General features: G+C 38.6%; 11 protein-coding genes. 1 reads left to right on the forward strand and 10 read right to left on the reverse strand.

The annotated features are described in order from the left end of the window. Positions 1 to 2 precede the first annotated feature (2 nt). Entirely contained in the window at positions 3 to 422 is a 420-nt protein-coding gene (locus tag H1P_RS04305) for a hypothetical protein (protein ID WP_144864498.1), read from the reverse strand. 192 nt (positions 423 to 614) lie between these two features. Next, on the reverse strand, positions 615 to 1,169 hold the full coding sequence (locus tag H1P_RS04310; RefSeq protein ID WP_144864500.1) for a hypothetical protein: 555 nt from the start codon (positions 1,167 to 1,169) through the stop codon (positions 615 to 617). A 382-nt stretch (positions 1,170 to 1,551) separates the two neighbouring features. Between H1P_RS04310 and H1P_RS04315 the strand changes: the two genes are divergently transcribed. Next, on the forward strand, positions 1,552 to 3,750 hold the full coding sequence (locus tag H1P_RS04315; protein WP_144864502.1) for a phosphoketolase family protein: 2,199 nt from the start codon (positions 1,552 to 1,554) through the stop codon (positions 3,748 to 3,750). A 294-nt stretch (positions 3,751 to 4,044) separates the two neighbouring features. On the opposite strand, the gene H1P_RS04320 is transcribed toward H1P_RS04315, so the two are convergent. From H1P_RS04320 to H1P_RS04355, 8 genes are all read right to left on the reverse strand, one after another. Continuing rightward, positions 4,045 to 4,233, reverse strand: a complete 189-nt coding sequence (locus H1P_RS04320) for a hypothetical protein (protein ID WP_144864504.1) — start codon at positions 4,231 to 4,233, stop codon at positions 4,045 to 4,047. A 194-nt stretch (positions 4,234 to 4,427) separates the two neighbouring features. Then, the gene (gene infB, locus H1P_RS04325) at positions 4,428 to 7,397 is read right to left on the reverse strand and encodes a translation initiation factor IF-2 (RefSeq protein ID WP_144864506.1); all 2,970 of its coding nucleotides are present in this window, start codon (positions 7,395 to 7,397) and stop codon (positions 4,428 to 4,430) included. A gap of 272 nt (positions 7,398 to 7,669) precedes the next feature. Next, positions 7,670 to 7,927: a YlxR family protein gene (locus H1P_RS04330; RefSeq protein ID WP_144864508.1), complete on the reverse strand. Its 258-nt coding sequence runs from the start codon at positions 7,925 to 7,927 to the stop codon at positions 7,670 to 7,672. Positions 7,928 to 8,057: 130 nt separating this feature from the next. Beyond that, positions 8,058 to 9,425, reverse strand: coding sequence for a transcription termination factor NusA (nusA, locus tag H1P_RS04335; RefSeq protein ID WP_144864510.1), 1,368 nt, complete (start codon positions 9,423 to 9,425; stop codon positions 8,058 to 8,060). 75 nt (positions 9,426 to 9,500) lie between these two features. After that, a complete protein-coding gene (gene rimP / locus H1P_RS04340) occupies positions 9,501 to 9,962 on the reverse strand; it encodes a ribosome maturation factor RimP (protein ID WP_144864550.1) in 462 nt (153 codons plus the stop codon). Between the two features lie 365 nt (positions 9,963 to 10,327). After that, positions 10,328 to 11,266 (reverse strand): GDP-L-fucose synthase family protein, encoded by a 939-nt coding sequence (locus H1P_RS04345; RefSeq protein WP_144864512.1) that lies wholly within the window; start codon positions 11,264 to 11,266, stop codon positions 10,328 to 10,330. 63 nt (positions 11,267 to 11,329) lie between these two features. Then, complete coding sequence (gene gmd, locus H1P_RS04350; RefSeq protein WP_144864514.1) at positions 11,330 to 12,409, reverse strand: GDP-mannose 4,6-dehydratase; 1,080 nt, start codon at positions 12,407 to 12,409, stop codon at positions 11,330 to 11,332. A 251-nt stretch (positions 12,410 to 12,660) separates the two neighbouring features. Continuing rightward, the gene (locus H1P_RS04355) at positions 12,661 to 13,398 is read right to left on the reverse strand and encodes an undecaprenyl-phosphate galactose phosphotransferase family protein (RefSeq protein ID WP_144864516.1); all 738 of its coding nucleotides are present in this window, start codon (positions 13,396 to 13,398) and stop codon (positions 12,661 to 12,663) included. Positions 13,399 to 13,466: the final 68 nt, after the last annotated feature.

Below are 13,466 nucleotides of genomic sequence, written 5' to 3' on the forward strand. Positions count from 1 at the left end.
AGTTAATTTAATTCAGGGCAAAGATAATCTTTAGCAGTGTTATAAATCATTACTATTTGATCTTCTGTTAATGATTGTCCTTGCTGCTCAAGTATACTATTAGATACTTGAGCAATATTAGTAATTTCTTGGTCAATTAGAGTTTGACTACTTATACCTTCATTATTTGCCATTTTAATACCATCACAGATAGTGTAACCTCCAGTAAGCATTAGTTCAGTACTTGGAGATTTGATACTATATTGTTCTTCCAAATATTGGGCGACATCGGGAGTAACTGCACCATAAAAATTCTCAAAAGAAGCTTCTAAAAACTGAAGTTCTAAAGTTCTTGGTGCTTTAGGATAAGCCATTGTAGCTTGTGGAATTAAAACACTACCAATTACAATGGCTGAAGTTACTATAGACTTTAAAGTAAACATTATTATAGAAAGTAGATAATTTACTCTAAAGTTTAGTTTGATATGTTTTAATTACTTGTGATTTCGATCGTTATTGTAAGTGATTTGAGTAAGGTGCGATCGCTTTTTTAAGGTATTGATCGAACAATGTAGGGTGGGCATTGCCCACCTTACTAAAATCATATATATACAAAGCTTCTAGTTAATTTCATTTTAAGTCTCTGTAATCAATGTTTGAGCTTTTCTTATAGCAGATAAAGCTTGTTTTTTGAATTTTACACTATTGAATAAAGCCAATTTGAGAGCAAAATTGACAATGGTAGTACATAAGACACTAAAACCTATTCCGAAATAATCAGGAAAATTATCTATTATATCTTTGGTTGACATACCTAAAATGAATTGAAAATACCATAAAAATAACAAGAACAATAAAATAGATAAAGGAATGATTGCTATATTTCGCGAAGATTCATGCTCTTCTATATCTTTTTTTAAATCTTCTTCTTGAAATTTTAATTCTAGTAAATTATATTGTTCATCCAAATAAAGAGCAAATTCATTAATGGTTACAGATTTTTGATTGCTTTTTGGATTAAGATATTTATATAAATTAGATGCTTCTTTATTATTTTTAATAGTTCTATTTGATGATTTATCTTTATAGTATAGCGGTGCTGAAATTATACTTATTAGCGCAAATGTAATAGAATAAGAAGTAGATAATAAAAATAAACTTAGTAAGGCATCGGTAATAGTAGATGTCATACTTATTGGTTCTGGTTTTTGAGAAAAATGCCCTAATAACTTCAGAGAATATAGCGAAGAACTATATGAGATTGAAAAAACAAGAAAGCAAATTATAGTATATGCATTGAATAAAGCTTGTATTATATCTATAATTAATTTTTTAGATAAGCTAAAGAATTAAATTGCTTTTGATTTCTCAAAATAAAATTTTCAATATCTTCTTGTAATCGATATAAATTTTCTACTTTTATACTTTTAAAATCATTACTCATAATACATACTTTTAACTAACAATAAAATCTTTTAATAACAACCATAGATAGATCAATCGTTTTTAAACCACAGAAGATTGTAAGATTATCTTAACTATTGCAATTATTGAATTGAGGCATCTATATATATGACTGTTAGCACTAATGTTCCTGAATTTTGTCAAGGAATCGATTATTTTGCCGATAAATTGCCTAATTTTGCTGAATATGGACAAAAACCAGCCATTGCAGAAGGAGATAAAGCAATATCGTCCCCTACAGACAAAAATGCAGTTTATCAAACAATCTTAGCTGCGGATGCCTTACGTTATCTGACATTACAAATCACTGCAAGTAAACAGTCAGGACATCCAGGAGGTTTTGCTAGTATTGCCGATGGTATCGCCTCTTTAGTGATGCTGGGTTATAAAAATATTGTTACCGAAGTCGGACATCACGCACCAGGATTTTATAGTAATGTATTCTTGGATGGTTCTCTAGAAGCGATGGAAATTAAAAACGTGCAAAATATGCGCGATCGCTTTAGAGAAATGCATGGACTATTAGGACATCTTTCTGGTCAAATTCCAGGTTTACTTAGTCCCGCAGGGCCATTGGGACAGGGACAACACTTTGCAATGGCAGGTGCTAAACTTCATCCTGGGGTACTCTTTCCTGTAACTATCGGGGATGGTGGTTTAGGTGAACCCTACATCATGAGTAGTTTTGGTCACTTCAATACTGCCTATCCTAATGTGACTAACTTCTTACCTATCCTAGTGTGGAATGGCTACTCTCAAGAACACCACAGTATGGTGTCCACTAAAACCAACGAAGAGATGACAGCTTACTGGAAGGGTAATGGGTTTGCAGAAGTTATATTAGTCAATGCTAAAGACTACGACGACAGCAACCAAGAAGGACAATATGTAGATAGTACTAAATTCTCTTTTGAAGCTCGAATGAAGTTTACCCAAGCATTATTAGAAGCAACTGATAAAGCTGCTAAATCCGCATTAGGTGGTAAGCTAACAGTCTTAATCGTTAAACAACTTAAAGGCGCAGGAGTCCATAAACGGGGTTCTCAATCCCACAACCTCTATCCAGGAGATACCGTAGAAAAAGATTATATTGCTTCGGCACTGAAAGAAAGAGCCTTAACCCCCGAAGCTTGGGATTTGGTCAGAACCAATTATACTCGCGCCAACGGTGGTGCAGCAGCAGATACCGCAGTTACCGAAAAAGAATTACCTCTACCAGACTTAGGCAAAATTCCCCTAGAGGAATACAAAGTAGGAGGAGAGAAAAAAGTTGCGACTACCGCAATGGGTGAAATGGTTGCTTACGTAGGAAAACAAGATTCTAACTTTATAGTTGCTAATGCTGATGGGAATGCTGCATCGGGAGTCAACAACATCAATATCGCTTTAAAAATTCTGCACCCCACCACTGATGCTACCTACTACCAACAACCACAAGGACAAGTATACGAACCCCTTAGCGAAGATGCTTGTTCGGGTTTAGCAGCAGCACAGGCTTTATTTGGGGCGCGTAGTTTGTGGTGTTCTTACGAATCATTTGCAATCAATGGTTTACCAATCTGGCAAACTGTTACTCAAGCAATGGCAGAATTACGCCGTTCTACTCCTTCTACTATAACTCTCTTCACCGCAGGAGCATTAGAACAAGGACGTAACGGCTGGACACATCAACGTCCCGAAATTGAAAACTACTTTGCAGGAATGATGCGTAACGGTAATATTTTCCCCCTCTTTCCCTGCGATGCTAATAGTATTCAAGTTTGTTATGAATGGGCATTAGGAACTAAAAATAAAGGCGTTACTATTACTGCTAGTAAATCTCCTCTACCTATCCGTACCACTTTCGAGCAAACCAGAGAAGGTTTAGCAAAAGGCGCAGTAGTTTTACAAGAAACCCCTGGAGACAAACAAGTTGTCTTTGCTGTTATCGGTGATATGACTTTAATTCCTACTTTTGAGGCAGCAGAAACCCTAAAATCTCAAGGAATTGGCTCTAAAATTGTCTCTGTAATGAACCCTCGTCGTCTCTATCGTCCCTCTGATGTTGCTTGGGATACTTGTGCAGAAAAAGATGGTAAATTCCTCAGCGATGATGAGTTTGCGGATATCTTTGATGGTGATGCTTTAATTGGGGTAACTGGTGGCTCTAGCGCGATGTTAGAACCCATGATGTTACGTAGCAATAGCAAGCGAGATACCTTTGCTTGGAAGCGTGGCGAAACTGGCAATAGTGCTGGTCAAATCATGGAATTTAATGGAATTACCGCCAAAAATTTCGTTAACAGAGCGATGGAATTAATCGGTTAGTAAAATTCTGCAAGATCGATTAGCCACAAAAATACCGTAAATAACACTTGTAGGGGTGTTTTGCCCTAAAGGACTAGCTCCGCGTCGCAAAACGCCCTTCAACAGGTGTGCTAAACTATTTTTTCAAATTGATATCTTTTTAACGTCAGAAATTTATCGATTTTGACAAATAAAGTTGAAAAACCCAAAACAATGAGAGTAGAAATCAAGATACTTAAGTGCTAGTACTGTATCTTTACTTTTTACTCTCTTCATAGTATTTATCTATAGCCAAAGTTTTTGCTATTTGTTGCTCTAGTAAGCCAAAGTTTCTAAAGTTTCTTCTAAATAACGACGTACAGTTAAATCTAGATTAGTGACCGACTCCAGGTTTTGTTCTTTTTGCCAACGCTGGAAACCAGAGCTTTTTGCGATCGCTTGACGTAAATTGAGCCAGATGGCTCGATCTTGGCTTTCATCTTTAGCTATAGTTGAATTTGTCATATTTACTTTACTTAATTTTTTTGTGATCCTCATACTTTTAAGATAGCTTAACTACCAGATTACGTTGTAGTGGTAATTACACAACTTCCAAGAACGGGTCGAAAATCTCGATTATTCCCTAAAAAAAGTGTAGGACAAAAGATTTGCCCTACACTATTAATCTTGAAGAAAGAATCTTACCGATTTAATAATGTTTACTTAGTAGCTAAAGTGCGACGCTTGAAGACCATTTCGTAGGCTTCGATAATGTCACCTTCTTGCCAATCATTAAATTTAGCAGAGCCAATACCGCATTCATAACCAGCACTGACTTCTCTAGAATCTTCTTTCATCCGTTTGAGAGAGTCTAAATTACCTTCATAAATTACTTTATTGCCACGACGAACTCTCATTTGGCAATTACGAATGACCTTACCAGACTGGACATAACAACCAGCAACAGCACCACGACCCACATTAAAGACGGCTCTTACTTCTACCTGACCGAGAGCTTCTTCCACTTCTTCAGGATCGAGTAAACCTTCCATTGCACCTTGAATATCATCAAGGAGTTTGTAGATAATGTTGTACTGACGAATATCTACTCCTTCGTTGTCCGCAGCCTGACGAGAACCACTAGCCAAAGTAGTGTTAAACCCGATAATAACCGCACCACTAGCAGCAGCTAAATCGACATCTGTTTCTGTAACTTCCCCAGGAGAAGCGAGTAAGACTCTAATTTGGACTTCATTTTGAGGTAATTGTTGTAGAGAGCCTAAAATTGCTTCTACTGAGCCTTGAACATCCGCTTTGAGAATTAAGTTTAACTCTTTGAGTTCTCCTTCTTGAGCCTGAGCCGAAAGAGTACTCAAACTAACTCGGCGAGAAGACATCGCCTGTTGCAGACGAGAATCTCTTTGTATTTCAGCATTGGCATCGGCTACTGCACGAGCTTCTTTTTCACTGAGGTAAACATCAAACTCGTCTCCCGCTTCAGGTACTTCACCAAGACCCAAGATCTCCACTGCAAAAGAAGGACTAGCTGCTTCAACTTTATGCCCGCGATCGTCGACCATGGCGCGAATTTTACCAAATACAGAACCAGCAACAATGCTGTCACCAACTCGTAAAGTACCATTTTGGACTAGTAAAGTTGCTACAGGTCCTCTAGTGCGGTCTAAGTGAGCTTCAATAACCGTTCCTTTCGCGGTACGGTTGGGGTTGGCAGAAAGTTCTTCGATTTCAGACACGAGAACAATCATCTCTAGCAATTCATCAAGATTTTCCCCTTTTAAAGCACTTACAGGAACCATTGTGGTATCTCCACCCCAATCTTCAGGAACTAGACCCTGTTCAGTTAATTCTTGCTTGATGCGATCGGGATTAGCTTCTGGTTTATCTACCTTATTGATTGCCACAATTAAAGGTACTTCTGCTGCTTTAGCGTGGCTAATAGCTTCTTTAGTTTGGGGTTGTACCCCATCATCTGCTGCCACTACCAAGACCGCAATATCGGTAACTCTAGTACCTCTAGCACGCATAGCGGTAAATGCTTCGTGACCAGGAGTATCTAAGAAGACAATTTGCTGTTCTTTGCCTTCGTGTTCAATATCTACATGATAAGCACCGATATGTTGGGTGATCCCTCCAGCTTCTCCTTGAGCAACCTTACTTTTTCTGATAGAGTCTAGCAAAGTAGTTTTTCCGTGGTCTACGTGACCCATAATAGTAACTACAGGAGGACGTAATACTAAATTGTCTAAGTCCTCTTCGTTAAGCATTTCAGTTTCTTTGGTTGCTGCGGATTTCGCTTCAGGAGTATCCACTGCTACACCAAGTTCTTCTGCTACAAGACGAGCCGTATCAAGATCGAGAGTTTGGGTAATATTAACTGCAATGCCTTTAAAGAATAGACTACGAATAATATCTGTTTCTGGGGTATTTAATAAATCTGAGAGTTCTCTAACCGTTAGGCTACCAGTTAATTCAATCATCTCTGGAGTAGTTTCTTCTACTTGGCGATTACGACGCTCTGCTTTAGAAGTTTTTTCTGCTCTAGGTGAGGATTTTTTGGGTTTTTTCTTGGCGGTAGCTGCTGCTGGTTTTTGTGTTTGTAAAGCTTGTGGTTTTGGTGGACGAGCAATAGATAAACTAATCGCAGTAGATGTTGCAGCTGTTTCAAAGGCGGTATCAAATTCATCGTCATCATCATCCACAATTGGTTTGGGACGACGTTTCCCTTTGGTGCCAGCTTTATTTTTTTGTTCTAAGGTATCTTCATCTCCATCTTCCCAAGTTTTTGCTTTTACTTTTCGAGGAGGATTAGGACGTTTGAGTTTTTCTTTTTTGGGTTTTCTTTTACTGACATCTAGATCGATCTCGTCGTTGTCTAAAATTGCGGCATCTTCTTGATCGTCAGGTAAGACTTCTTGTTCTGGTTCAGAATTTTGAATTTTTGGTGGTTTTTGTAGCTTTGGTAATGGAGGCGCAGCCAAAGTTTTTGGCTTTTTCGGAGCAGCAAAATTACCTTTGTCGGGAGATTTTCCTTCTTGAGATGTAGTTTCTGTTGATTTACTTCTATTTTCTACTTTTGCTGGCTTCTTGCTAAGTTGTAAAACTTTATTAGATTTGGCAGCAGGTTTGCTTAATTGAGGTCGGGGAGGAGGAGCAACCAGTTGTTTTGTTTCTGCGACAGCTTTTTCTGAACTAGAAGATTCGGGAGCAGAAGAATCAGCAGAGATGCTTTGAGAAGACGACGTTTTTGCAGTTACCTTTGGTGGTGCTGCCAATTGAGCTTTTGGTGACACAGAAGTTTTTTTCGGTGGAGCAGAAGGAGTTTGAGTTGGCAATTTGGGTGGCCCTGCTAGGGTAGGAGTAGAATTTGCTTCGGTTTGAATTTTCTTTTTAGCTTCGGGTGAATTATTTCTGTGATGAATCGCTAAAATTTGTGGTTTTCTCTTTCCTTTGTTTCGAGAATTGTTCTGATGTTTAACGCTATTTTTCGCTGCTGTTTCAGGAGTATATTTCACTGCAATAGCTCTGACTCTTTCTGCTTGAGAATCAGTAATGGTACTACTATGACTTTTTACTGCGATATTGAGTTGTTCGCAAATGTCTTTAATATCTTTATTTTCCAAATTAAGCTCTTTTGATAATTCGTAAATTCTAATTTTGCCGTTGTTCATCCACTATTCCCCCTAATGCCGATACTACTATAAGGTGTTTGTTTTTCGGGTTTTTTTTGCTTTGTTTTCGCTTCTCATAATTGTTACTACAGTAATGGTGGTTATCAACCATTGAGTATAGTCTGTTGGTGATAGAGAAAGTGCTAGTTATGTTTGATTTTTGATTTTTGCCTCCTAGTTTTCTATTTTAGAGAAAAATCTCACGGTGTTTTTTGAATTTTTGGTTTTTTGCGAACAAAATGTCTCAATCTCACTATTGTCTTAATTATGAGTTATTTCGGCTGTGTAATGAGACGATTTTCCAATACTTGATATATTTGCTCAGAAACTGCTGTTTTTAGGGTTTTTTGCAGACGCTTTTTTTGTTTAGCTTTTACTAAGCAATCAATCTGAGGACAGAGATAAGCAGATCGACCCATTCCTCGATCCAACTGAATTTTGCGATCGGGATAAGTTCTGACAATTCGCCAAAAATATTCTTTGGACGCTACGTGACGGCAGCTTACACAGCGTCGGTAGTTTTTTTTCATTGCCTTTTTTCAGAGTTGATCGAATCAGAAAAATTGAGCTTGATGGCAATCTGGTCGCTTCCTTGCCGATTTATGTTTAACAAAGTTAACGTAAGCTTTGTCGTAATAAAGGCAGAGTATAGTTTACCTATTACATAGGTGCTTCTTCTTCCACAGGTTTTTCTTCGGTTTCTGCTGGAGAATTATCCGCAACTAAATTGGTTTGAGGTTCTTTAATTTCTGTGTTTTCTATGGGTTCTCTGGTTTCTGTCGTTTCCTCCTCTTCTGCTATGATTTCAGTACTAACAATATCTGAAGTATCTTCTTCTGTGGTTTTACTTTTAATTAGCTGTTCTTCTGCGCCTTCTTCATAAAGAGCAATATCTTTAATATCGATTTTCCAACCTGTAAGACGGGCTGCCAAACGAACATTTTGTCCTTCTTTCCCGATCGCTAAACTTAGCTGATCTTGAGCCACTAAGACCAAAGATTGTTTTTCTTCTGTTGTATCTACTAATAATACTTTATCTACTCTGGCTGGACTAAGGGAATTAGCGATGTAGGCAGCAGGGTCGGGCGACCAACGAATAACATCTATTTTTTCACCCTTTAGTTCGTTGACTACTTCTCGAATCCGCGAACCTCTAGCCCCAATACAAGCACCTACAGGATCGACATCTCGCTCTGTGGTATCTACAGCAATTTTGGTTCTGACTCCCACATAACGGGATGGGGGATTTGCTTCTCTAGCTACTGCGACAATACGAACAATTTCTTCTTCAATTTCAGGAACTTCATTGCTAAACAATTCGACAACTAAACCCGCAGCAGAACGAGATACTATCAGTTGAGGACCTCTATGGGGAGTTTCCCGTACTTTCTTCAAATACACTTTAAATGTGGTATTGGAGCGATAGGTATCATTGGGTAGTTGTTCCCGCTTGGGTAACTCGGCTTCTACTTCTGGTTGTCCGACGCCACTACTCACTGCTACGATCGCCGATTGTCTTTCAAATCTCAAGACTTTAGCTTGTAAAACTGTGCCTTCAAGGTCTTTAAATTCTTCTTGAATCAGAGTTCTCTGGCGATCGCGAAGTTTTTGCAATAGCACTTGTTTGGTTTGAATAGCTGCCATGCGTCCAAAGTCGCTTTGTTCTGGAGTTACATCTACTGTAACGGTATCCCCCACTGTAATTTGCAAGTCTTCTGCTGACTCGCGAATATCTTCAAAGGCGATTTCGCGATCGGGATCGAGAATTTCTTCTTTGGGCAGATCCACAATAGTTTTAGTAGTAATGACTTGAAAACCCTCTTCTTCTGTATCCAGATGAATCATAAAGTCTTCAAAATGCTCTTCATTATACTTATAACGATTGGTTTCTCTTGTCCGACGAAAACGCTCGTAACCTTTGATTAAAGCTTCTTTGAGAGCTTCTTCCACATCTTCAGTGGATAAATTATACTGTTGGCTAATCTGTTCGATCATACTCCCTAAACCAGGAAGACTAACTATAGTCATAAATCTGCTCTCCGAATAAAAATTTTGTTACCAGTAAAAATATATTAAGGTTTAATTTGTAAGCTATTCAAGGATTTAGCTCTGGTCATCAAACTGTACTATCTTGACTAAATTTCTGGGAATAGCGGTTTTTTTGCCTTTTTGATGGATATAGACGGCATTTTCATCTCTACCCTGCAATGTTCCTTCCCATTGAGTTCGCTTTTTGTAGGGTTCAGCAGTTTTGACAATCACGGCAAACCCTTTAAAAGAGATAAATTCTCGATCGCTGGTCAAAGTATGAGAAATCCCAGGACTCGATACTTCCAAAACATAAGCACTAGGGATAACTCCTGTGGCATCTAATTGAGTTTCTAAGTCACGACTCATTTGCTCGCAATCTTCTAGACCCGTATCTTGTAGCAAGTTACGAACGTCTATTCTCAGGACTGGGGGATTTTTGTTGGTCTGAAACACCACATCAACTAATTCTAAATTCAGCTTCTCGGCTATGGGAGATGCCAAATCAACTATTTGAGGAATAAGAGGATGGGTCATATACTTGAATAAGTTACGAATAGGAGTTCTAAAATTATTAAGTTTCGCAACAACTAAATCAATAGTGCGATCGCAATTAAATTGCTTAACCTTAACTTCAGTAATTGTCAGTAATTGGTTGTAATGAAGAACTAAACTTAGGCAATAAAAAAAGCGGGTCAAACCCACTCTCTATCTGTTTTAGATGCTAAAGGTAGGTGGTAAGTAAAATCAGCTACTTACTTTCCTCCTCCTATGGTATCAAAAATTAGTAAGTGTGTGCCGATTCTCCTTTGGCGATTTTTATGGGAGACCAAAGCATTTTGAGGAAACACCTAGCCCTACCCTTATTGAAAGCACTTTCTTCGTTGCCTTTGTAATGACAATTAAGAACCATGATTGCGATACCAATCAATAGTATTCTTCAAGCCTTGGCGAAATTCTGTTTCTGCAATAAAACCAAATTTCTCTGTGGCGCGAGATGTGTCCAGACAACGACGGGGCTGACCATTGGGTTTATCAGTTTCCCAGACAATTTCTCCTTTAAATTCCATCAGTTCGCAAATTAATTCTACTAAATCGCGAATAGAAATTTCGTAATTAGTTCCTAAATTAACTGGCTCTGATTCTTCGTATTTCTGAGTTGCCATGACAATACCTCTGGCTGCATCAGTAGAGTAGAGAAACTCTCTGGTAGGGCTACCATCGCCCCATACAGGTAAAGTTCGGTCTCCTCTTTGCTGGGCTTCATGAACTTTGCGAATTAAAGCGGGAATCACGTGAGAGCTTTCAGGATTAAAATTATCTTCAGGACCATATAGGTTGACTGGCAAAAGATAAATACCATCAAACCCATATTGCAGACGGTAAGACTGTAACTGCACCAATAAAGCTTTTTTGGCAATCCCATAGGGAGCATTGGTTTCTTCGGGGTATCCTGCCCATAAATCATCTTCTTTAAAGGGTACAGGAGTAAATTTAGGATAGGCACAAATTGTACCCACGCACACAAATTTAGAAACTCCTGCTTGATGGGCAGCATGGATTAGTTGCGCCCCCATCATCAGGTTGTCATAAAACAGTTCGGCTGGTTTTTCCCGATTGAGTCCAATGCCTCCGACATGGGCAGCCAAATGAATGATGACGTCTTGATTTTTAACGGCTTCGGTACAACTATGTAAGTCCCGCAGGTCACATACGCGAGATCGTGGGATGTTAATGTTGTCGGGATTCGCTCCAGCCTGAATAAGTTGCTCTACTACTTGCTTACCCAGAAATCCTGCGCCACCAGTGACCAGAATTTGCTTATCCCCTAGACTTAGCATGATAGTTGAATCCTTTGATTAGTTATATTTTCAGCTTTGATACAAAAGAGATCATATCCTAGCTCAGTCTACAGTCAATGCCAAATTGGTTCTTTCTCTTACTCGGTCGTCAATTGTTGAGGTATTATCACCATTGGGAGTAGGTTCACCGATAGCTGCCAAATCAGCATCTACCATCAGTTTTACCAATCCTTCAAAGGTAACAGAAGGTTCCCAGTTGAGTTGTTTTTTAGCTTTTGCAGGATCGCCAATGAGTAAATCTACTTCGGCTGGGCGTAAATAGCGGGGATCGAATTTTACATAGTCATTCCAGTCGAGATTGACGTAATTAAATGCCACATCAAGAAATTCTTTAATTGAATGAGTTTCTCCTGTAGCAACTACATAATCATCGGGATTATCCTGTTGTAGCATGAGCCACATTGCTCTAACATAGTCTTTGGCATAACCCCAATCTCTTTTCGAGTCAAGATTACCCAAATAAAGGTCTTTCTGTGTTCCTGCGACAATTCTAGCTACGGCTCTAGTAATTTTACGGGTGACAAAGGTTTCTCCACGACGGGGAGATTCATGGTTAAAGAGAATGCCATTACAAGCGAACAGATCGTAAGATTCCCGATAATTGATTGTTTGCCAGTGTCCGTAAACTTTAGCGCAGGCGTAAGGACTACGAGGATAAAAAGGAGTGGTTTCACTTTGGGGTACATCTTGCACTTTACCAAACATTTCGGAAGAACCTGCTTGATAAAAACGAACTTCAATCCCTGTTCTTTTTTGGTAATCACGAATCGCTTCAAGTAAACGCAAGACTCCCATGCCTACTGCATCTACTGTATATTCGGGAGAGTCAAAACTTACTCTGACGTGAGATTGCGCTCCTAAGTTGTAAATTTCTACTGGCTTAACTTCTTCCAAAATCCGTCGCAGGGTTGTGCCATCAGTTAAGTCTCCATAGTGCAGAAACAGTTTTGCTTGGGGACTATGGGGATCGACATACATATGATCGATTCTGTCAGTATTAAAAGTAGAAGTTCGGCGAATAATGCCATGAACTTCGTAACCTTTTTCTAAAAGTAATTCACTTAAATAAGAACCATCTTGACCTGTAATACCTGTGATTAAAGCCCTTTTGGATTCAGTCATAGTCAGCTTTTCCCAATAATGTTGAACTTTGGCGATCGCCTTTGTGAGCGGAATTCCAGATTTCAACGATACCCCGTTACTCAAGTATCTTGATAGTTAATACTAAAATACTTAGGTGTTGGGTATTCTTCTGGATTAAGGCGATCCGATCTTTCCTAAAATAACTCAAATTTTGACGGATCGTTGATGCTCAAAACATCAAGATTTAATGAAGAGTCGAGATCGTTCACCTCAAATTTACGAAGAACAATTTAGTAAGCACCATTGTTATTAGGTGAAATTACTACACCAATGGTTTTAAAAATCACCCAAATATCTAACAACCAGTTGCGACTGGTAGCGTAATAAACGTCAATTTGAACTCTTTTAGGATAGGGTATATCATTTCTACCAGACACTTGCCATAATCCTGTAATTCCAGGTTTGATAGTGAGTACGGTATTGATTCGGCGACCATACTTGTATAGTTCTTCAGGAACTAAAGGACGAGGTCCAACAACGCTCATATCTCCTTTCAGAACATTCCAGAATTGCGGAAATTCATCTAGACTGGTTAAGCGTAGAAAATGACCTATCCTAGTAATTCGAGGATCTCGTTTTAGTTTGAAGTTATCATCAAATTCTGTTTGCATCTGGGGAGATTCGGCGATGATAGTTTCTAGCATTTCATCGGCTTTATCTACCATAGTGCGAAACTTAATACAGTTAAAAGGCTGAAAATCTTTACCAACTCTTTGTTGAACGTAAAATATTGGACCAGGAGAGCTAATTGCAATCAAAATTGCCAAAATTAGATAAAGAGGGGAAAAGAAAATTAAAACAAATAGTGAAAACAAAATATCAAACAAACGTTTCGCAATATCACCGTCGAGAGCTACTACTAAAGATAAACTTTGAGATTTTTTCGTTTTTGTTAAAGGTGGTTTGCCTTTTTTAAAAAACCCAGGTAATAACTTGACGGAGCGAGGTTGGCTGTTAGTAGCAGTCATCTTACTCCTTACACATCACACACACCACATAATCCAGATTGTATAATCTGGGAAGAGCGATCCCAGCT

This window comes from Hyella patelloides LEGE 07179 (assembly GCF_900659865.1).
GTDB lineage: Bacteria > Cyanobacteriota > Cyanobacteriia > Cyanobacteriales > Xenococcaceae > Hyella > Hyella patelloides.